The organism is Janthinobacterium sp. SUN176 (genome assembly GCF_030587335.1).
Taxonomy (GTDB): domain Bacteria; phylum Pseudomonadota; class Gammaproteobacteria; order Burkholderiales; family Burkholderiaceae_D; genus Janthinobacterium; species Janthinobacterium kumbetense.
The window spans coordinates 627,741-649,331 of the sequence record NZ_JAPWIA010000001.1 but is presented as its reverse complement, the minus strand read 5'-3'; the positions used below and the strand labels follow the sequence as shown (position 1 = coordinate 649,331).

Below are 21,591 nucleotides of genomic sequence, written 5' to 3'. Positions count from 1 at the left end.
ACTCACACTCGTAAAAGGCAAGCATACTCCCAGACTGCCGCGGAACCAGGCGGCGCCCTGCCCTTGCCATCCCAACATCAACATTCCCCATGGAACAGCACCGTCACCTAAGAAAAACCCCGGCGTACCGGGGTAATTTCCAAGCTTAAGCGCGGGCGCTGCGGCCTGGCAGCGCCAGGCGCCGGCTGGCTGAGGCGGAAGCCGGGGCCGGCAAGCCGCCTGCCACTTTCAACGGTTTTGCCTGGGCGTCGCCACGCAGGCGGAACACGGCCACCACGTCGACCAGCTCGACGGCGCGGTCTTGCAGCGAGGAGGCGGCGGCGGCAGCCTCTTCCACCAGGGCCGCGTTCTGCTGGGTGACCTGGTCCATTTGCGAGATGGCCTGGTTCACTTGCTCGATGCCGGCGCTTTGCTCGTGGCTGGCGTTGGCGATGTCGCCCATGATGTCCGTAACGCGGCGGATGCTGGCGACGATTTCTTCCATCGTCGCACCCGCCTGGTCGACCAGCGCGCTGCCCGTGTTGACCTTGTCGACGGAATCCTCGATCAAGCCCTTGATTTCCTTGGCGGCAGCCGCCGAGCGCTGCGCCAGGTTGCGCACTTCCGTGGCCACCACGGCGAAGCCGCGGCCTTGTTCGCCCGCGCGGGCCGCTTCGACGGCCGCATTCAACGCCAAAATGTTGGTTTGGAAGGCAATGCCGTCGATCACGCCGATAATGTCGGCGATCTTCTTCGCCGATTCGTTGATCGAGCCCATCGTGCCCACCACTTGCGCCACCACGGCGCCACCCTTGCGGGCCACGTCCGAAGCGGACACGGCCAGCGAGTTCGCCTGGCGTGCATTGTCCGTATTCTGGCGCACGGCCGAGGTCAGCTCTTCCAGGCTGGATGCAGTTTCTTCCAGGGAAGACGCCTGCTGCTCCGTGCGCACGGACAAGTCCGCGTTGCCGGCGGAAATCTGCGCGGCCGCCACGCTGACCGTATCGGCCGACGTACGCACGGTGGCGATCACACCGACGATGCGCTCGAGGAATTTGTTGAAGGCGGTGGCCGTGCGGCCCACTTCATCCATGCGCTCGACGGGCATGGCGGCGGACAGGTCCAGCGAAGCGCTGACACGCTCCAGCGTGTGTTCGATATCGCCCAGGCCGCCGCTGATGGTGCGGTAGATATGCCAGGCCAGCGCGCCCGTCAGCAGCACGGCCACGCCCAGCACGGCCAGCATGGTGTTGAACGCCGTATCGTAGGCTGCCAGGCTTTCCGCCTTCACATCATCGACCAGCTTGTTGTTGTAGGCGATATGGTCATCCATGCTTTTCTTGGCGGCCGCGGCAGTGATGGCCAGCGGCGTGCCGGCCAGCAAGGTGGCACGCACGCCATCCATGTCGCCTGCGTAGGCGGCGGCAAAGAATGGCACGAGCGCGCGGCGGTAGGCTTCCATGGCGGCCTGGTCGGCATCGAGCATCTTGCTGTCCGTCGCGTCGTACAGGCGCTCGGCGCGGTAGGTGGTGATGACCTTGTCGAAATTCGTGTTGGCATCGGCCACGGCCTTGTCCAGCGCCGTCTTGTCGGCCAAATTCGAGAACACGGACAGGCGGTAGCCGGCCAGACGCGAATCGGCCAGGAAACCCTTGGCCGCATTCAAGCCCTGGATGCTGGGAATGATGCGGTTTTGCACCGTGTCAAAACGCTCCTGGGCGCGCTGCAGCTGGATGGCGCCGCCGGCGCCCAGCAATAGCAGGGCCAGCAAGGCGATGGTGAGAGTCAGAATTAATTGCTTGGTGATATTCATGGTGTTTCACAGTAAAAAGAGTGGCCTGGCAAGGCCAGGCAGGATAAATAGCTGCCGATCAGGTGGCCGGGGATCGGTGGCTAGGCCGCCAGCGGGGAAGCGTCAGGCGTGCGGCGCAGCAAGTCGCCATGCTGGCGGCAAAACGCCAGGCCCGCCTTGTGGCCCACGTCGAACAGCAATTGCATGTTCGAACTGGACCAGTCCAGGGTATCGGGCCAGTGCTGTTCCGGGATGCCGCCCATCAGGTCGAGCTTGAGCAAGCGCCGCTTGGGCTGGCCCGTGCGCGCGTCCGTGTTGTGCTCGAGTTCGAACAGGCGCAGCTCGCTCTTGGAAATCTTCACCAGCGGCGTGATGATGGAGCGCACCCAGGCGTCGTACAGGTTGCGCGGCTTGCGCAGCAAGCGCTCGTCACCGAGGATATCGAGGATGACCAGGGTGTCGGCGTCATGGTGCTCGCCCTTGCCTTCGATAAACGGGTCGAAATTGAGCGTGTCGAGCGCCGCGCCTTCGATGTAATCGTCGCCCGCGATGGTCGTGGGCGCATACAGAAACGGGAACGACAACGCGGCGCGCACGTGGATGGCTTCGATTTCGTGCTTGCCCCAGATTTGCATGCGATGTTCGCTGAGGTTGTAGGCATTGATGTAGAAATCGGGGCGCATGCGGGCCACGCCCGAGAAATCCACGGCCTTTTCCAGGAAGGGCAAGTGCGCGCACAGGCCCAGGCTTTTCGCCGACAGGTCCGACGGCGACAGCGACGACACCATCAGCTTGCCCCAGTCCGACCAGGCCGTGGGCACGCCCGCAAACGTTTGCTGGAACGCCTGAAAAAAAGGATTGTTGGCCGGCGGCTGGAAGGCGTCGCGGAAAGTACTCGCGTGCATGCCCGGCTTCTGGAACACCTTGTAGTTGATCGGGATCATCTTGTAAATGCTGTCGGCCACGCCCGTGTCGGCCCAGCTTTGCAAGGCCTGGCGCGGCGTCGCCTCGTGCGGCGTCGTGTAAAGCAAACCCATCAACACACCGGCGCCCGAGGCGGAAATGACGTCGAACTCGATGCCTTCGTCGAGGAAAGCGGCCAGGGCGCCGGCGATCAAAGTGGAATTTGGTGCGCCGCCACCAAGCAGCAGACCCGTTTTACGGGCCGGTTTCGCTGGCGCGGCTGGCGCCAGATCCGGCGATGTCGTAGTGACTGTCTTCATGCACACTCCCTGAACGGAACGGGGTTACCATCCCTTAATTGTTGGTTACTACACGCTTATGGCGCCTAATCCTGCACATGTTCCCGCAAGCGACCAGCCGATGCAATGTTGCAGAAACAGATATGAAATTAACATAAATAAATTCCTTATGGCAATTTCCATAACGAATGACCGGTATTCAGGAAGGGTATAAGTTGATGCCGTGCGGCATTGCCTGATGCGGTGCAGCAAATATAAATTCCGCGGTGTTAGGAATAATCTCTTTGGGGTAGGAATATTCCCCAACCAGCCGCCGGCGCGGCGGCCAGGGGCATCAAGGGAAAGATGCAGGGTCGGCAGGGGGCGCGGAAAAATGCAGGTGGGTACACAAATGGTCAACAAAGACGCGAATTTTGGGCGACAGGTGGCGGCTCGATGGCCACAGCACCCAGAACTTGCTTGAGTGCAGCAGGTAGCCGGCCAGCACGGCTTGCAATTCGCCGCGCGCGATGGCGTCGCGCACGATAAAGTCAGGCAGGTAAGCGAGGCCCACGCCCTGCGTGGCGGCGCCGATCAAGGCTTCGATGTTGTTGCAGGTCAAGGCGGTCGGCAAGCGCAACTCGCCGCCGCTGTCGCCCCCGGCCCGCTGCAGCGCCCATTCCTGCAGTTTTCCCGTGGTGGGGAATTTATAGCGCACGCAAGCGTGCCCTTCCAGCGCGCGCGGCGTGGCCGGCACGCCATGGCGGGCGAAATATGCGGGCGAGCCCACGATGGCGAAGGCAAACGGCCCCAGCTCGCGCGCCATCAGCCGCGAATCCGTCAAGGTGCCGCTGCGCACGGCCACGTCGACGCCTTCTGCCACCACGTCGACGAGGCGGTCGTTGAAATCGAGGTCGAGCTCGATTTCCGGATACTGGCGCGTAAAGTCGGCCAGCAGGGGCAGGATGATGCGGTAGCCGATCACGGGCAGGCTGACCTTGAGCTTGCCGCGCGGCGCCTCGGCCAGGTGCGACAGTTCCGCCTCGGCATCACCGAGGTCGGCCAGGATGCGCTGGCAGCGTTCGAAAAACAGCGCCCCCTCGTTGCTCAGGCTGATGCGCCGCGTGCTGCGGTTGAGCAGGCGCACGCCCAGCTTTTCTTCCAGCCGCGCCACGCTCTTGCCCACGGCCGAGGCCGACACCCCGAGCAGCCGCCCGGCCGCCACATAACTGGACGTTTCCGCCGCGCGCACGAAGGCGGCAATGCCGTTCAGATTATCCATGTCATCTCGCCATCCTGATTGGGGAATATTTGTCCGTTATGAGTGGATTTTGAGCCACTTTTTCATTGATTACGTCCATATTATCATCGGATTCCCTCTTTCTGGAATCATTCCCATGGATACCAATCAACGTATGAAGCCGGCCTCCCCGGCCCGGCGCGCCTTCGTGCTGGCGGCCGTCTGCCTGGCCGCGCTATGCATGCCGCTCAGTTTTACGGGGCCGGCCATCGCCATTCCCGCCATCGCCGCCGACCTGCACGGCACGCCGCTGGCGCTGGCGTGGATCACGAATGCCTTCATGCTCAGCTTTGGCGGCTGCCTGATGGTGGCCGGCGCGCTGGCCGACCGCTATGGCCGCAAGCGCGTGTTCTTGCTGGGCATGGGCGTGTTTTCCGCCGCAGCCCTGGCGCTCTCGGCCGCGCCCGGCATCCTGTGGCTCGACGTGCTGCGCGCCGTGCAGGGCCTGGGCTGCGCCATGGCCCTGTCGAGCGGACTGGCGGCCCTGGCGCAGGAATTCGACGGTTCCGCCCGCGCGCGCGCCTTCAGCCTGATCGGCACGGCCTTCGGCGTGGGCCTCGCCTTCGGTCCCTTCCTGGCCGGTACCTTGATCACACACACGGGCTGGCGCGCCATTTTTGTCGCCACGGCCGCGGCCGGACTGGCCGCCCTGCTGGCCGCCGCGCGCGCCATGCGCGAATCGCGCGACCCGCAAGCGCAGGGCGTCGACTGGCCCGGCGCCCTGACGTTTACGGGCGCATTGTCCCTGTTTACCTATGGCTTGCTGCAGGCGCCCGACAGTGGATGGAACAGCGCCGCCAGCCTGGGTTTGTTCAGTGCTGCGGCCTTGCTGCTGGCCCTCTTCATCCGCGTGGAGCGGCGCGCGGCGCGGCCCATGCTGGATTTATCCCTGTTCCGCCTGCCCGCCTTTGCCGGCGTGCAACTACTGGCAGCCGCGCCCGCGTTTTCCTTCGTCGTACTGCTGGTGCTGCTGCCGGCCCGCTTCATCGGCATCGAAGGCTACAGCGCGCTGGAAGCGGGACGCATGATGATCGCCCTGTCGGCACCCATGCTGGTGCTGCCGATCCTGGCCGGCATGGCGGCGCAGCGCCTCGCCGCCGCGCACATCTGCGCCAGCGGATTACTGCTGGCGGCGGGTGGCTTGCTGTGGCTCTCCACCTGCGCGCCGGGCCAGTCGCCCGCCACCTTGCTGGGGCCGCTACTGCTGATCGGCTGCGGCATCAGCCTGCCCTGGGGCTTGATGGACGGCCTGGCCATCAGCGTCGTGCCCGTCGAACGGGCCGGCATGGCGGCCGGCATCTTCAATACGACGCGCGTGGCGGGCGAAGGGCTGGCGCTGGCCATCGTCAGCGCGCTGCTGGGCACCTTCACCATGGCGGCGCTGGGCGGCGCCGGCCTTGCTGGCATCGGCGCGGAGCAGGCGGCGCCCTTCCTGGCGCTGGGCGAGCTGCGCCATGCGGGCGCGTTGTTGCCGCAGGCCGGCGCCGCCGAACTGGCGCAAGCCTATGGCGCCGCCTTCCGCCACTTGCTGTATGTTCTGGCCAGCATCACCACGGCGTCGGCCCTGCTGATCCTCGCCTTCCTGCGCCATCCGGCGAATGCAGCCGACGCCGCGCGGGACACGGCCGCCCTGCCCGCCTGCAAGACGCCAAACTAAGCGGCCCGGCTTTCCCACGACAACCATCTCCTTCCCCGCCATACCCGGCGGCGCCCACGCGCCGCCGCCCGCCTTTGATGCTTCTCCGCAACACCTAAAAAGTTTTCAAAGATAAAACTAGTTTACTCATCAAAGCGCTTTGAACTATACTCAAAGCGCTTTGAACCATAACTAAAGCGCTTTGGTTGTGCGAAGTTATGCGCACCGATCCCACACCTATAAAAACACTGGAGACGCAATGAACAAACATTTCTTGAAAACTTTGCCTGCCGCCGTGGCGTTGGCCTTGAGCGCTTCGGCCGCCCAGGCCGCCCTGCCGATCGATTTCGGCGGCTACATCCGCTCGGGCTTCGGCACCAGCAGCGAAGGCGGCAAGGAAGCGTGTTTCGGCCTGGCCGGCGCCTCGTCCAAGTATCGTCTGGGCAATGAGTGCGAAACCTACGGCGAGCTGAAATTCGGCGGCGAAGCCTTCAAGGCAGCCAACGGCACCACCTTCCGCATCAATACCCTGGTGGCGTTCTCCGTCAACCAGAACCAGGACTGGGAGCAATCTGACCCGTCGTGGCGCGAAATGAACGTCGTCGCCGACAAGATCGGCACGGGCGCCTTCGCCGAAGCGCGCGCCTGGGTCGGCAAGCGCTACTACGACCGCCAGGACGTGCACATCACCGATTACTACTTCTGGAATAACAGCGGCCCTGGCGCCGGCCTGGAAAACATCGACCTGGGCGCCGCCAAACTGGCCTACGCCATCGTGCGCACGGCCGATGACGGCGACAGCAAGCGCATGGGCCTGTCCCACGACTTGCGCTTCTCCGGCATCAAGGTCAACCCGGATGGCGAACTGACCCTGGGCCTGCAATTCAACCAGAAACGCAATGCGCAAGGCGCGGCCCCCATCGCCAGCGGCCACTTGCTGACCATCATGCATACGCAAGGCAATCTGCTCGGCGGCTTCAACAAGGTGGCATTGCAGTACGGCAAGGGCAGCGCCGCCAACACGGGCGGCTTCAGCCTGGGCGCCAACAAGGATGACAAGGTCGTGCGCCTGACGGAACAGATCATGATCCAGCCCAAAGGCGCCTGGTCGGGCATGGGCACCTTCGTCTACGAAGACAAGGAATCGGCAGGCGTGAGCAGCAAGTGGACGTCGATCGGCGCGCGTCCCGTCTACCACTTCACGGACAACTACAGCCTGGCCGTGGAACTGGGCCATGACATCGTCAAGCCGGAAGGCGGCGAAAGCCGCAACCTGACCAAGCTGACCTTCGCGCCGCAACTGTCGGCCGGCAACAGCTTCTGGTCGCGCCCCGTGCTGCGCGCTTTCTACACCTACGCCAAATGGAACAAGGCAGCCCAGTCGGCCGCCGCCGCGGAATCGGCGCTGTCGTCGACCGGCGTGTTCGGTGGCAAGACCAACGGCAGCTCCGTCGGTTTCCAAGTGGAATCCTGGTGGTAATCGCAGGCCGCTAGAACGTTGGCAAGCGTCCCCGGACGCTTGCCGGTGGCAGCAACACCGCCCGCTTATCCAGGGGCAAGTAATATCCGGACCCACCATTTCGCCGCTGCACGCGATGGCCGGCAGCTTCAATGTAGTGATTCAGCAGTATCCTCTTTTAGCGCGGGCGCCCCTGGGTTTGCCCGCGTATTTTTTTGGGCGCCGCCGCCGCTTGTCATGACCCTGATCAATCCGGCATTTATCAGATAAACTACCCGTCATCGCACGGCACCGCTCCCGACCCACCCTGGATAGACCCCAACCGCAGCATCCATGAACCTCAAAAATCTCGCCAAAACGCTAGGAATATCCGAAACCACCGTCAGCCGCGCCTTGAATGGCTATCCGGAAGTGAGCGAACGCACGCGCGAGCGGGTGCTGGCCGCCGCGCAGGCGGCCGGCTACCGCCCCAATCCCATGGCGCGCAGCCTGGCCGTGGGACGCACGAATATAGTCGGCATCATCTACCCGCTGATGCCGAACGACCTGGCCGACCCCATGTTCATCGACATCGTGGGCGGCATGTCGGAAGCGCTGGAAGCGCAGCAGATGGACATGATGATCGCGCCCGCCTCGGCCACCAACGAATTCCACACCTATGAACGCATGGTCAAGGGCCGCCGCATCGATGGCCTGATCGTCGGCCGCACCAAACCGTTCGACGAGCGCATCGCCTACCTGGCGCAGCAGGGCATGCCGTTCGTCGCGCATGGCCGCACCCAGCTGAACCAGCCGCACGCGTGGTTCGACTACGACAACGAGGCCGGCATGCGCCTGGCCGTCGAGCGCCTGGCGCAGCTGGGTCACCAGCGCATCGGCCTGATCAGCGCCACGCCGGACCTGAACTTCGTGCGCCAGCGCGTCGAGAGTTTCCAGCACGCCATGCAGGCGGGCGGCCTCGCCGTCGACCCGGACAACCTGGTCGACAACGCGCACGACCGCCGCGCCGGCTACCAGGCCATGCAGCGCCTGCTGGCCCGCTCGCCCCGCCCCACGGCCGTCATCGTCGACAACCACATGTCGGGCGTGGGCGCCGTGCGCGCCCTGCTCGACGCGGGCATCGCCATCGGCCGCGACATGTCGCTGATCGTCTGGGGCGTGATGGAGGATTCCCTGGCCGGCCACAACGTCACCACCGTCGTCCAGCCCGACCCGCGCGGCGCCGGCGCGAAGATGATCCACATGCTGCTGGCCCTGATGGATGGCACGCCCGTCACCGACCTGCAGGAACTGTGGCCGTGCGAACTGTTACCGGGCGAGTCCGCCGGCCCCGTGCCGCACTAGACGTTTTCCGCTGTCCCCATGCCGCCGGCCGCCTGGCCGGCGCTCGCGCCTCGCCCTCCTGAATCACCCTCATAAAAAAATCGTATGTCTGGCGCGTGTATCGCTTTACTTTTCAAAGCGCTTTGAACTATACTCATTTCATACCCAAAGCGCTTTGAATTTTAAAATAAGACGTTCGCCTACCAACCAGCAGCGCCGCCCTGATAGCCAAGGCTACAGGCAACTTTTAAGAAATCATTCATGCCGACCATCCAGAACAATCTCGCCCACCTGCCCGCCGACTGGTGGCGCAGCGCCGTCATCTACCAGGTTTATCCACGCAGCTTCCTCGACAGCAATGGCGACGGCATCGGCGACTTGCCTGGCATTACTTCCAAGCTCGATTACATCGCCGCCCTGGGCGCCGACATCGTGTGGATTTCCCCCTTCTTCACGTCGCCGATGAAGGACTTCGGCTACGACGTGGCCGACTTCTGCGACGTCGACCCCATGTTTGGCACCCTGGCCGATTTCGACCGCCTGGTGGCGCGCGCCCATGAACTGGGCTTGAAAGTGATGATCGACCAGGTGCTGTCGCACTCGTCCGACAACCACCCGTGGTTCGTGGAAAGCCGCTCCAGCCGCGACAATGCCAAGGCCGACTGGTATGTGTGGGCCGACCAGAAACCGGATGGCACGGCGCCGAATAACTGGCTATCCGTGTTCGGCGGTTCCGCCTGGCAATGGGAGCCGCGCCGCGGCCAGTATTACCTGCACGATTTCCTCGCCAGCCAGCCCGACCTGAATTTCCACAATCCGGCCGTGCAGCAGGCGCAGCTGGACAACCTGCGTTTCTGGCTCGAGCGCGGCGTCGATGGCTTCCGCTTCGATTCCTGCAACTTCCCGTATCACGACCAATTGCTGCGCGACAATCCCCCCGCCGCCCAGCGCGACGCGAGCAGCGTGTCCGCCATCAACCCGTACGGCATGCAGGCGCACGTGTACGACAAGACGCAGCCGGAAAACATCGCTTATTTGCAGCGCGTGCGCGCCATACTTGACGAATATCAAGCCATTTCCATCGGCGAAGTGGGCGACGATAATGCGCTGGCCACCATGGCTGCCTACACGGGCGCCGACAAGCTGCACATGGCCTACAGCTTCAATTTGCTGACGGCCGAGTTTTCGGCCGCGCACATCCGCACGCAAGTGGAAGAGTTCGAGGCGCAAGTGGCCGACGGCTGGGCGTCCTGGTCCGTGGGCAACCACGACAGCGTGCGCGTCATGACGCGCTGGGGCGGCGAAAACCCGTCGCCATCGCTGGCCAAGGTGGTGCTGGCCGTGCAGGCGGCGCTGAAAGGCACGCCGTGCCTGTACCAGGGCGACGAGCTGGCCCTGACGGAAGCGGATATTCCTTTCGAAGCGCTGCAAGACCCGTACGGCATCCCGTTCTGGCCCCAGTTCAAGGGCCGCGACGGCTGCCGCACGCCGATGCCTTGGGTGGCCGACGCGCCGCACGGCGGTTTCAGCACGGCAAAACCTTGGTTGCCCGTGCCGCCTGAACACCTGGCGCGCGCCGTTGATGTCGAAGAAAACGATGCCGCTTCACCATTGCAGTTTGCGCAAAACATCCTCGCCTGGCGCCGCACCCTGCCGCAATTGTTGCGCGGCGACATCGTCTTCTTCGATGCGCCGGAACCCGTGCTGGCCCTGCGCCGCGACTTGCCAGGCCAAGCGCCCGTGCTGGCCGCCTTCAACCTGGGCACGCAAGCCGTCACGTTTGCCTGGCCTGATGCGGCGCCCGCGGCCGACCTGGCCGGTCACGGCTTGCCAGGCAGCAAGGATGGCCAACAGCTCACCCTGCCCCCGCATGGCGGCTGGTTCGGCACCCTGGCGTAAATCGCAGGCTTTGGCGGCCATGCCGCCAATTACAATAACGAGCCCCGCGCATCAGCGGGGCCGAACAACAGAGTATCAGTGCTTGGCAAAATCGTAGCGAGCGGATGAAAGTTGTGGCTGAGAAGCGCAGCTGTGCGAATGCACAGTGAGCATCGCCAGCCGCAAGTTCGACGCGCAGTAGATTTGGCCAGGCACATTCAGTGAGAATGAGGACGACAGACATGGCTGGACTGAAGTTAACAGGCCTGAAGAAGGCATATGGCGACGTGCAAACCCTGCACGGCATCGACCTGGAGATCGCCGACGGCGAATTCATGGTCTTCGTGGGCCCGTCGGGTTGCGGAAAATCCACCTTGCTGCGCAGCATCTGCGGCCTGGAAGAAATCAGCGGCGGCGACTTGTATATTGGCAAGACCCGCATGAACGACGTGCCGCCCGCCAAGCGCGGCATCGCCATGGTATTCCAGAGCTACGCCCTGTACCCGCACATGAGCGTGGCGCAAAACATGGCCTTCGGCCTGAAACTGGCCGGCATGAACAAGGTGCAGATCGCCGACGCCGTACAGCGCGCCGCGCAAATCCTGCGCATCGAACCTTTGCTGGAACGCAAACCAAAAGACTTGTCGGGCGGCCAGCGCCAGCGCGTGGCCATCGGCCGCGCCATCGTGCGCAAGCCCGACGTCTTCCTGTTCGACGAACCGCTGTCCAACCTGGACGCCTCGCTGCGCGTGCAGATGCGCATCGAACTGGCGAATCTGCACCGCGAATTGCGCTCGACCATGATCTACGTCACGCATGACCAGGTCGAAGCGATGACCCTGGCCGACCGCATCGTCGTGCTCAACGCGGGCCGCATCGAGCAAGTGGGCGCCCCGCTGGAGCTGTACCACCACCCCGCCAACCTGTTCGTGGCCGGCTTCCTCGGTTCGCCCCGCATGAATTTCCTCAAAGGCAAGATCCACAGCTATGCGGACGGCGTGGCCACCATCGCCACCAACGCGAAAGGCATGCTGCAAGCCGTGTTGACGCAGCCGCTGGCCAGCGGCACCCCCGTCACCGTCGGCGCGCGTCCAGAACACGTGCAGGCGTGCGCACCCGGCGCCACCGCCGCCCTCACGGCCACCGTGCAAGCGGTGGAAAAACTGGGCGACATCAGCTATCTGTATGTGCAGGTACCGGGCGGCGACGAGCCGCTGGTGGTGCGCGCCGATGCGGAAACGGACTGGGCCATTGGCCAATCCGTGGCGCTGCAGGTGGCGCCCGCCCGCGTCCATGTGTTCGACGAGCATGGCCAGACGCGTACCTGATTCCGGATTTAAGGGCCAGGCGCTACAGGCGCCGCCTGGCCTGGTTGCATCGTTTCAGCCTTGATATTCAACATAAACTTAGCATAAAAAAAGATACTGGAGATTGACATGTCCTTCACGCACCCGAAACGCAGCTTCATCAAAACCAGCCTGATCGCCGCCGCCCTGGCCGGCATCGGCAACCTGGCCGCCGTCAGCATGGCGAACGCGGCCGAAGCAGGCACCCTCTTGATCTGGATCAACGGCGACAAAGGCTACAAGGGCCTGGCCAAGGTCGGCGAGGAATTCACCAAGAAGACGGGCATCAAGGTCGTCGTCGAGCACCCGGAAGATGCGCCAAACAAATTCCAGCAGGCAGCGGCCGCCGGCAAGGGCCCGGACATCTGGATCTGGCCGCATGACCGCATCGGCACCTGGATCGACGCCGGCTTGCTGCAACCATTGACGCCAAGCAAGGAAGCGCGCGCCGCCATCCTGCCGCTGGCCTGGAACGCCTTCACCGTGGGCGGCAAGACGTGGGGCTACCCGATCTCCATCGAAGCCGTCGCCCTCGTCTACAACAAGGACCTGGTGCCGACCCCGCCAAAAACCTTCGAAGAAATCGCCGCACTGGACAAGAAATTGTCCGCGCAAGGCAAGAAAGCCATCCTGTGGGATTACACGAATACCTATTTCACCTGGCCTTTGCTGGGCGCGGGCGGCGGCTTCCCGTTTGAAGTCAAGTCCGACGGCCGCTACGATGCGGCGAAAACGGGCGTGAACAATGCCGGTTCGCAGGCTGGCGTGAATGCGCTGATGACCCTGATCAACAGCGGCGCCATGCCGAAGGGCGCGGGCTATGCCGAGATGGAAGCCGGTTTCAACCAGGGCAAGATCGCCATGATGATCAACGGCCCATGGTCGTGGGACAATGCGCGCAAGTCGAAGATCAATTTCGGCGTGGCAACGATCCCTACCGTCGCCGGCAAGACGGCCACCCCATTCGTGGGCGTGCTGGGCGCGATGATTTCGAAAGCCAGCCCGAACAAGGACCTGGCCACGGAATTCCTGGAAAACCAGATGCTGCAGATCAATGGCCTGAAAACCATCAACGCCGACGTCCCGCTGGGCACGCCAGCCAACAAGGTGCTGTTCGCGGAATTGAAAGCCAATCCGAACATCCAGGCGACGATGGAAAGCGCGCAGGCGGGCCGCCCGATGCCGAACAACCCGGAAATGGGCCGCTTCTGGTCGTCGATGCAATCGGCGCTGGAAAACATCACGCAAGGCCGCCAGACGACCAAGGATGGCCTGGATGCGGCGGCAAAGCGGATTACGACGGCGAATTAATAAACGTTGGTTAGGCGAAATCTAATTTCGACCATCAGCAGAAATCTGGGGTCAGACCCGGCGGGTCTGACCCCGGCTCTCCGTTGCGTCCATCCCGACGCAAACAGCACCATTTTCACAGGTATCCCATCGTGCGCAAGTTTATCGGCCCTACGGTATTGACCATCAGCATGGCGCTGGGTCTGTATCTGCTCTTCATGTTGTACATTTCCGGCCAGACCATGCTGGCCGCCGTTTTCCTCGGCTTGCTGACCCTGACGACGTTTGTCTTCACGTCGCCGCGCGCCTATGCCTACCGCTATCTGTTTCCCGGCATTACGGCGGTGATCGTCTTCGTGCTGCTGCCGATGGTGTACACGGTGTCGATCGGCTTTACCAATTTCAGTTCGCGCAACCTGCTCACCTATGAGCGCGCCACGCAATACCTGCTGGACGAGACGCAGCGCGTGGAAAGCGCCGGCTATGCCATGACCGTGCATGCCGACAACAAGGAATACCGCTTGCGCCTGGAAAGCCCGGACACGGGCGAAGTGCTGCTGACGCAGCCGCTGGCCCTCAAGCGCGCCGTGCCCCTGAACGTGGAAGTGACGCCGCTCGACCCCGTGCAGGCGCCCGTGCTGGCTCCGCCGCTGCCCATCAAGGACATCATCGCCCTGCAAAAGGATTTGAAGTTGCTCACCTTGATCTTGCCGAACAGGATAGAGCTGCGCATGGTGGGCTTGCGCGAATTCGGCCCCGTCGCGCACGTCTACAAGCAGTTGCCGGACAAAACGCTCAAGAAAATAGCCACGGGCGAACTCGTGACACCGAACTTCAAGACGGGTTTTTATGAAATGCCGGACGGCACGAAACTGGAGCCGGGCTTCAAGGTCAACGTCGGCTTCGCCAATTTCGTGAAAATCTTCTCCGACGAAGCGTTCCGCGGCCCCTTCCTGCGCATTTTCGTGTGGACCATCGTTTTCGCCCTGATCAGCGTGGCCACCACGACGGGCCTGGGCATGGTACTGGCCGTGCTGCTGAACTGGGATGCGCTGCGCTTCCGCGGCCTGTACCGTACCCTGCTGTTCCTGCCGTACGCCGTGCCTGGATTCATTTCCATCCTGGTATTCAAAGGTTTATTTAACAACAACTTCGGCGAAATCAACCTCGTGCTCGACGCCTTGTTCGGCATCAAGCCCGCCTGGTTCTCCGACACCACCCTGGCCAAGGCCATGATTTTGATCGTCAACACCTGGCTCGGCTACCCCTACATGATGGTGGTGTGCATGGGCCTGATCAAGGCGATTCCATCCGACCTGTACGAAGCGTCGGCCCTGGCCGGCGCGGGACCGCTGACGAACTTCTTCAAAATAACGTTACCCCTAATCATCAAACCGCTGACGCCGCTGATGGTGGCCAGCCTGGGTTTCAATTTCAACAATTTCGTGCTGATCAGCTTGCTGACGGGCGGACGTCCCGATTTCCTCGACACGACGTTACCGGCCGGCACGACGGACTTGCTCGTGTCCTACACCTACCGCATCGCGTTCGAGGATTCCGGCCAGAACTTTGGCCTGGCCGCCGCCATCTCGACCCTGATCTTCTTCCTCGTGGCCGCGATTTCGCTGGTCAACATGCGCCTGACGCGCATGAACAAAGCATAAAGGACCGACCATGGCTATCGTTGTCGACCGTTCCAACCGCTGGCGCATCCTGGCGGCCCACGTCGCCGTGATCGCGCTGATCGCGCTGGTGATGTTTCCCTTCCTGATGATCTTGTCGATCTCATTGCGCCCTGGCAACTTCGCCTCGGGCAGTTTGATACCGCCCGAGATCAGCTTCGAACACTGGCGCCTGGCGCTGGGCATGTCTTACCAGGCGCCCAACGGCACCCTGGTCGAGCCGGACTTCCCCGTGCTGCTGTGGCTATGGAATTCCATCAAGGTGGCCAGCATGAGCGCCACCGTCACCGTGCTGCTGTCGACCACCTGCGCGTACGCATTCGCGCGCATGCAGTTCCGCTTCAAGTCGCAGACCCTGTCCGCGCTGATGCTGCTGCAGATGTTCCCCGCCGTGCTGGCCCTGGTAGCCATCTACGCCATCTTCGATGTGCTGGGCAGCTACGTGCCGTGGCTGGGCATCGACCACCACGGCAGCCTGGTGCTGGCCTACACGGGCGGCATCGCCCTGCATATCTGGACCATCAAGGGCTACTATCAAACCATCCCCATCGAAATCGAGGAAGCGGCCAAGGTCGACGGCGCCACGCAATGGCAAGCGTTTGTCTATGTGCTGCTGCCGATGACGGTGCCCATCCTGATGGTGGTGTTTTTGTTGTCGTTCATCGGCGCCATCATCGAATACCCGATCGCTTCCGTGCTGCTGCATGAACAGAACAACCTGACCCTGGCCGTCGGCTCGAAACTGTTCCTGTACGAGCAAAAATACCTGTGGGGCGACTTCGCCGCGGCAGCCATTTTGTCCGGCTTGCCCATCACGGCCGTGTTCCTGCTGGCGCAAAAATGGATGATCTCCGGCCTGACGGCTGGCGGCGTGAAAGGCTGACCATGCGACGCTCCCTGACTGCGCTGGCCGCCCTGTTACTCAGCGCTTCGGCGCAGGCAGGGAGCGTCAGCTTCGCTGACAACCCCATCGTCTACTTCGCCGTGACGGACCGTTTCGCCAACGGCAATCCCGGCAACGACCACAGTTATGGCCGCGCCGCCGACCCGCAAGGCGGCGACGTCGGCAGCTTTCACGGCGGCGACATCGCCGGCCTCACGCAGCAGCTCAAAGCTGGCTACTTCAAGGAACTGGGCGTCAACGCCCTGTGGATCACGGCGCCGTACGAGCAGATCCACGGCTGGGTGGTGGGCGGCAAGCAGCAATTCCAGCATTACGCCTACCACGGCTACTGGGCGCTCGACTACACCACGATGGATGCCAACATGGGCACGCGCGAGGAATTGCGCGAAATGATCGATATTGCCCACGCGCAAGGCATCCGCGTGCTGTTCGACGTGGTGCTGAACCACCCGGGTTACGCGGACTTGCGCACCCTGTCCGAATATAAAGTGCCCGTGCTGTGGCCAGGCCATGAAAAAGCCACCCTGCGCGACTATCATAGCTACATCGACTACAACAACTTTGATTTCGCACAATGGTGGGGTCCGGACTGGGTGCGCGCCGGCTTGCCAGGCTATCCCGACGGCGGCAAGGACGATTTCACCATGCAACTGGCGTATCTGCCCGACTTCCGCACGGAAAGCAGCAAGGCCGTGGGCTTGCCGCCCATCCTGCAGCGTAAAAGCGATACGCGCGCCGTGGCCCTGCCCGATGCGACTGTCCGCACTTACCTTGTCCACTGGCTGGTCGACTGGGTGCGCGAATTCGGCGTCGACGGTTTCAGGGCCGACACCGTCAAGCACGTGGAGCCGGCCAGCTGGCTGGCCCTGCGCGCGGCAGCCACCGATGCCCTCAAGGATTGGAAAACCCGCCACCCGCAGCAGAAGATCGACGACGCACCGTTCTGGATGACGGGCGAAGCGTGGGGCCATGGCCCCGAGCGCAGCAGCTGGCATGACGCGGGCTTCGACTCGATGATCAATTTCGATTTCCAGAATCGCGCGGGCGGCGACTGGAAAAGCATCGATGGCGTGTACCGCCAGTATGCGGGCTTGCTGGGCAAGCGCATCGGCAATGCACCCCGCTACGACATCCTGTCGTACATCTCCTCGCACGACACCAGCCTGTTCCCGCGCGACCGGCTGAAACATGGCTTGTCCGCCCTGCTGCTGGCGCCCGGTGGCGTGCAGCTGTTCTATGGCGATGAAAGCGCGCGCCAGCCTGGCGCGGCGCCCGTCGGCGACGAACAGCAGGCCACACGCTCCGACATGAACTGGTCGTCGCTCGATGCGGCCACCCTCGCCCATGCGCGCAAGCTGGGCCAGTTCCGCCTGCGCCACCCTGCGCTGGCGCGCGGCGAACACCGCTTCATCGACGACAAGCCGTACGCGTTCGCCCGCGCGATGGATGGCGACGCCGTCATCGCCGTGCCCGAAGCGCAAGGCGCGCTCGAACTGAAGGTGCACGGCGTCTTCGCCGATGGCGCCCTGCTGCGCGACGCCTACACCAATCACACTTACACCGTCAGCAATGGCGCCGTCGCCGTGAATGCGGCCGGCACCGTCCTGTTAGAAAAGGCAGCACCATGAGCAGCTATGACATTTTAGTGGTCGGCGGCGCCGGCATCGACACCATCGTGCGCGTCCCCGACCTGCAATTGCCCGTCACCGATTCGCTGCACGTGCCGCCCATCCGCGACTACGTGGCGCACACGGGCAATGGCGTGGCGCTCGGTTGCCACGCGCTGGGACTGCGCTGCAAGTTCATCGACTTCATCGGCGACGATGCGCAAGGCGCGGCCATCCTGCAGCGCTACAAGGATGCCAGGCTCGATTTCTCGCACATCGTCGAGCCGTCCGGCACGCGGCGCAGCGTCAACCTGGTCGACCCGCAAGGGCGCCGGCTGTCGCTGTACGACGGCCGCCACCCGGAAGACGTGCGCATGCCCGCCGCTTTTTATCTTCCCTACCTGGGCCCGGCGCGCCACGCGCACTTTTCCATCATGGGCTGGGTGGCCGCGCTGTTTGATGATGCGCAAGTGTGCGGCACCACCGTGTCGACCGATTTGCACGACTGGGATGGCGTCAACCCGCACCACAAGGTGTTCGCCCTGCGCGCCGACCTGGTCTTCCTCAGCACGGCGGCGCTGGGCGAGCGCACGGAGTCCGTCATGCGCGCGATTGTCGCGGAAGGCCGCGCGCAGGCGGTGATCGCCATGGCGGGCGCGCACGGCGCCTACCTGCTGGAACGGGGCAGCGAGACCGTGCGTCACACTCCGGCGGCTGGCTTGAAGCTGCCCGTGGTGGACACGAATGGCGCAGGCGACTCGTTCGTGGCCGCCTTCCTGCACGCCTGGCTGGGCGGCGCGGGCCTGGACGACGCCATGCGCCGCGGCGCCATCGGCGGCGCGTTTGCCTGCGCCCAGCATGGCACGCATGAACGGTTTATCGGCAAGGCAGAGCTGAATGACTTATATCAAGACAGCACTAGCTTATGACTTAAAATTCTATCAAGCGTGATAACTTGGTAACGGGCGCATGGCACAATGGCTGCGGATTTCACCATTGCAGACCATTCGAACCGGAGACCACATGAGAATCGAAACCCTGGCCGTGCACGCCGGCTACACCCCCGACCCGACCACCAAGGCTGCCGCCGTCCCCATCTACCAGACGGTGGCCTACGCCTTCGACAATGCCCAGCATGGCGCAGACCTGTTCGACCTGAAGGTCGCCGGGAATATCTACACGCGCATCATGAACCCCACGCAGGACGTGCTGGAAAAGCGGGTCGCGGCGCTGGAAGGCGGCGTGGCCGCGCTGGCCGTGGCGTCGGGCATGGCGGCCATCACCTACGCGATCCAGACCATCGCCGAAGCGGGCGACAATTTCATCTCCGCCAGCCAGCTGTATGGCGGCACCTACAACCTGTTTGCCCACACCCTGCCGCAAATCGGCATCGAAGTGCGCTTCGCCGACGCGCGCCAGCCCGAGACCTTCGCCGCGCTGATCGATGCGCGCACCAAGGCCATCTTCTGCGAATCGATCGGCAACCCGCTGGGCAATGTGACGGACGTGGCCAAGCTGGCCGAAATCGCGCACGCTCACGGCATCCCGCTGATCGTCGATAACACGGTACCCAGCCCCTACCTGTTCCGCCCCATCGAGCATGGCGCCGACATCGTCGTGCACTCGCTGACCAAATACCTGGGCGGCCACGGCACCACCGTGGGCGGCGCCATCGTCGACAGCGGCAAATTTCCATGGGCCGAACACAAGGAGCGCTTCAAGCGCCTGAACGAACCGGACGTGTCGTATCACGGCGTCGTCTACACGGAAGCGTTCGGCCCCGCCGCCTTCATCGGCCGCGCGCGCGTCGTCCCGCTGCGCAACATGGGCGCGGCCATCTCGCCCTTGAGCGCCTTCCAGCTGATCCAGGGCATCGAGACCCTGGCCCTGCGCATGGACCGCATCTGCGACAACACGCTGGCCCTGGCCAAACACTTGAAAAACCATCCGAAAGTCGCGTGGGTCAATTACGCGGGCCTGGAAGACCACCCGGACCACGCGCTGGTGAAAAAATACATGCACGGCCGCGCCTCGGGCATCCTGTCCTTCGGCCTGAAGCTGGCTGCAGGCGAAGACCCGCGCGCGGCCGGCGCCCGCGTGCTCGACGCCCTGCAACTGTTCACGCGCCTGGTCAACATCGGCGACGCCAAGTCGCTGGCCACCCACCCGGCCTCCACCACGCATCGCCAGCTCAATCCCGAAGAACTGGCCAAGGCGGGCGTGTCCGAAGACATGCTGCGCCTGTCCGTGGGCATCGAGCATATCGACGACTTGCGCGAAGACCTGGAGCAGGCATTGAACGCGGCGTAAGCCTCTTTTCCACGCCGGCCGGAGGGGACTTCATGCCATAATCGGCGGCATGTCTTCCCCTCCTACTCCCCCTGAGCAGCCGGCATCCGGCCATTTCCGCGCCGAATACGCGCGGCGCATGAATGCCGTGCTTGACCATATCGACCGCCACCTCGACACGCCGCTGGAGCTGGCGCAGCTGGCCGACGTCGCGCATTTTTCCCGTTTCCACTTTCACCGCGTGTTCGCCGCCTGGATGGGCGAGACGCTGGGCGACTATGCGCGCCGCCGGCGCCTGGAAACGGCCGCCCTGCGGCTGGCCTGCCGCCCCGGCGAAGCGATACTGGACATCGCGCTGGCGACGGGCTTCGGCTCCGGCGAAGCGTTCGCGCGCGCCTTCAAGCTGAAATTCGGCTGCACGCCGACGGCCTGGCGCGCCGGCGTCGCCGCAAAAAACGCTGCCATGCTCGCAGCCATGCGCCTGCGCCGGCAAGATAGCAATCCAGATCAGGCCATGCGCAATCCCGGTCAGGAAAACGGGCCGAATTTCCAGCACCATGGGCACTCCAATCCACTTCATAGAGAGAGTCCCATGCAAGTCACCATCCTCGACCTGCCGCCCGCCACCGTGGCGTGCCAGCGCCATATCGGCCCTTACGGCCCCGCCATCGGCGCCTTCTGGCGCGACACTGTCGCGCCATGGATGCAATCGCACGGCCTGGACGACGCGACGTGCTACGGCATCGGCCATGACGATCCCAGCATCACGCCGCCAGAAAAATGCCGCTACGACGCCTGCGTCGCCGTGCCCGATGCATTCCAGTCGGGCGGCCGGGCCAGCATCACCACCCTGCCGGGCGGGCGCTATGCGGTGGCGCAATTCAAGGGGCCGTCCGGCGCCATTGCCGAAACGTGGACGCGCATGACGCGCGAATGGCTGCCGGCCAGCGGCCTGCAGTGGGATGAGCGCCCGTGCTTCGAGCGCTTTTCCGCGGCCACGGCGCTGGATCCGGCCACCGGCGAATTCTCTTGCGACATCTGCATCCCCGTACGGCCGCTGTAGCTTCCTCTTTCGCGTGTATCAGCCCGCGATACCATAGCGCGATGCCGGCTTGCCGCGCATCGCGCCTGCGAACAGGGCCAGGCGGGCAGAGTCAAACTGCTCCCACAATGCCTGGTCTTCGACGGAAGGCAAGGTCACCAGTTCGCCCTGGTCCAGGCCCGCCAGCGCCGCATCGACACAGTCTTCGGCGCGCATGATGGTGGCCTGGTCCAGCTGCGCCAGCGGCACGCCGCTCAATTCCCAGATTTCCGTCGCCGTCGATGCGGGCAGCACCAGCTGCACCACGATGCCCGTGCCGGCCAGCTCCTGCTGCAAGCCGCGCGTGAAATTCATCACATAGCCCTTGGTGGCGCTGTAGATCGTGCTGACGGGCAAGATGTGGAAGGACAGCACGGAGCCGATATTGATGATGGTGCCGCTGTTGCGCTGCTTGAACTGCGGCAGCACGGCGTAGCTCAGCTCCGCCACGGCCGTCACGTTGACCTTGTCCATGGTGGCGATGCCCGCTTTCGGCGTATCGACGACGGGCGCCAGGGTCGACGCGCCCGCATTATTGACCAGCATGGTGATGGCCGGATTGCTGGCCAGTTCATCGGCCACGCGCTGCAGGTCGGCCGGTGCGGACAAGTCCGCCGCCATGGCGCGCACGGACACGCCATACTTTTCCGCCAGCGACCTGGCCAGCACATCCAGGCGTTCAACCCGGCGCGCCACCAGGATCAAATCGAAGCCGCGGCTGGCCAGGCGGTCCGCATATACGGCGCCCAGGCCCGACGACGCGCCGGTGACGAGGGCCGTGCCCGGTGTATTGACTGTACTCATGATGGTTCCTTTGCAATTGGTAAATTCGAATGAATGGCTT

General features: G+C 63.7%; 16 protein-coding genes. 12 read left to right on the top strand and 4 right to left on the bottom strand.

Annotated elements, in window-relative coordinates:
• Positions 1–145 precede the first annotated feature (145 nt).
• The 3 genes from O3299_RS02990 to O3299_RS02980 form a co-directional block, all read right to left on the bottom strand.
• Positions 146–1,792: a methyl-accepting chemotaxis protein gene (locus tag O3299_RS02990; protein WP_099664592.1), complete on the bottom strand. Its 1,647-nt coding sequence runs from the start codon at positions 1,790–1,792 to the stop codon at positions 146–148.
• A gap of 80 nt (positions 1,793–1,872) precedes the next feature.
• On the bottom strand, positions 1,873–2,994 hold the full coding sequence (locus O3299_RS02985; protein WP_305061466.1) for a patatin-like phospholipase family protein: 1,122 nt from the start codon (positions 2,992–2,994) through the stop codon (positions 1,873–1,875).
• A 313-nt stretch (positions 2,995–3,307) separates the two neighbouring features.
• Entirely contained in the window at positions 3,308–4,234 is a 927-nt protein-coding gene (locus O3299_RS02980) for a LysR family transcriptional regulator (protein ID WP_305061465.1), read from the bottom strand.
• Between the two features lie 115 nt (positions 4,235–4,349).
• Here O3299_RS02980 and O3299_RS02975 point away from each other — a divergent pair, with 115 nt between their 5' ends.
• The 12 genes from O3299_RS02975 to O3299_RS02920 all read left to right on the top strand — a co-directional run bounded on the left by O3299_RS02975 (position 4,350) and on the right by O3299_RS02920 (position 20,729).
• On the top strand, positions 4,350–5,909 hold the full coding sequence (locus O3299_RS02975) for an MFS transporter (protein ID WP_305061464.1): 1,560 nt from the start codon (positions 4,350–4,352) through the stop codon (positions 5,907–5,909).
• A gap of 238 nt (positions 5,910–6,147) precedes the next feature.
• The gene (locus O3299_RS02970; protein ID WP_251351138.1) at positions 6,148–7,368 is read left to right on the top strand and encodes a carbohydrate porin; all 1,221 of its coding nucleotides are present in this window, start codon (positions 6,148–6,150) and stop codon (positions 7,366–7,368) included.
• A gap of 312 nt (positions 7,369–7,680) precedes the next feature.
• The gene (locus tag O3299_RS02965; RefSeq protein ID WP_305061463.1) at positions 7,681–8,691 is read left to right on the top strand and encodes a substrate-binding domain-containing protein; all 1,011 of its coding nucleotides are present in this window, start codon (positions 7,681–7,683) and stop codon (positions 8,689–8,691) included.
• A 240-nt stretch (positions 8,692–8,931) separates the two neighbouring features.
• Positions 8,932–10,569 (top strand): alpha-amylase family glycosyl hydrolase, encoded by a 1,638-nt coding sequence (locus tag O3299_RS02960; protein WP_305061462.1) that lies wholly within the window; start codon positions 8,932–8,934, stop codon positions 10,567–10,569.
• A gap of 221 nt (positions 10,570–10,790) precedes the next feature.
• Entirely contained in the window at positions 10,791–11,876 is a 1,086-nt protein-coding gene (locus tag O3299_RS02955; RefSeq protein ID WP_305061461.1) for an ABC transporter ATP-binding protein, read from the top strand.
• Positions 11,877–11,984: 108 nt separating this feature from the next.
• On the top strand, positions 11,985–13,205 hold the full coding sequence (gene malE, locus O3299_RS02950) for a maltose/maltodextrin ABC transporter substrate-binding protein MalE (RefSeq protein WP_305061460.1): 1,221 nt from the start codon (positions 11,985–11,987) through the stop codon (positions 13,203–13,205).
• A gap of 131 nt (positions 13,206–13,336) precedes the next feature.
• Positions 13,337–14,848 (top strand): maltose ABC transporter permease MalF, encoded by a 1,512-nt coding sequence (malF, locus tag O3299_RS02945; protein ID WP_099664600.1) that lies wholly within the window; start codon positions 13,337–13,339, stop codon positions 14,846–14,848.
• Between the two features lie 10 nt (positions 14,849–14,858).
• Positions 14,859–15,749: a maltose ABC transporter permease MalG gene (malG, locus tag O3299_RS02940; protein WP_077402472.1), complete on the top strand. Its 891-nt coding sequence runs from the start codon at positions 14,859–14,861 to the stop codon at positions 15,747–15,749.
• 2 nt (positions 15,750–15,751) lie between these two features.
• Complete coding sequence (locus O3299_RS02935) at positions 15,752–17,398, top strand: alpha-amylase family glycosyl hydrolase (protein WP_305061459.1); 1,647 nt, start codon at positions 15,752–15,754, stop codon at positions 17,396–17,398.
• Positions 17,395–18,306: a carbohydrate kinase family protein gene (locus tag O3299_RS02930; RefSeq protein ID WP_305061458.1), complete on the top strand. Its 912-nt coding sequence runs from the start codon at positions 17,395–17,397 to the stop codon at positions 18,304–18,306. The genes O3299_RS02935 and O3299_RS02930 overlap by 4 nt, the downstream gene beginning before the upstream one ends.
• A gap of 94 nt (positions 18,307–18,400) precedes the next feature.
• On the top strand, positions 18,401–19,687 hold the full coding sequence (locus tag O3299_RS02925; RefSeq protein ID WP_251351131.1) for an O-acetylhomoserine aminocarboxypropyltransferase/cysteine synthase family protein: 1,287 nt from the start codon (positions 18,401–18,403) through the stop codon (positions 19,685–19,687).
• Between the two features lie 49 nt (positions 19,688–19,736).
• Complete coding sequence (locus O3299_RS02920; protein ID WP_305061457.1) at positions 19,737–20,729, top strand: GyrI-like domain-containing protein; 993 nt, start codon at positions 19,737–19,739, stop codon at positions 20,727–20,729.
• A gap of 18 nt (positions 20,730–20,747) precedes the next feature.
• On the opposite strand, the gene O3299_RS02915 is transcribed toward O3299_RS02920, so the two are convergent.
• The gene (locus O3299_RS02915) at positions 20,748–21,551 is read right to left on the bottom strand and encodes an SDR family oxidoreductase (protein ID WP_289915901.1); all 804 of its coding nucleotides are present in this window, start codon (positions 21,549–21,551) and stop codon (positions 20,748–20,750) included.
• Positions 21,552–21,591: the final 40 nt, after the last annotated feature.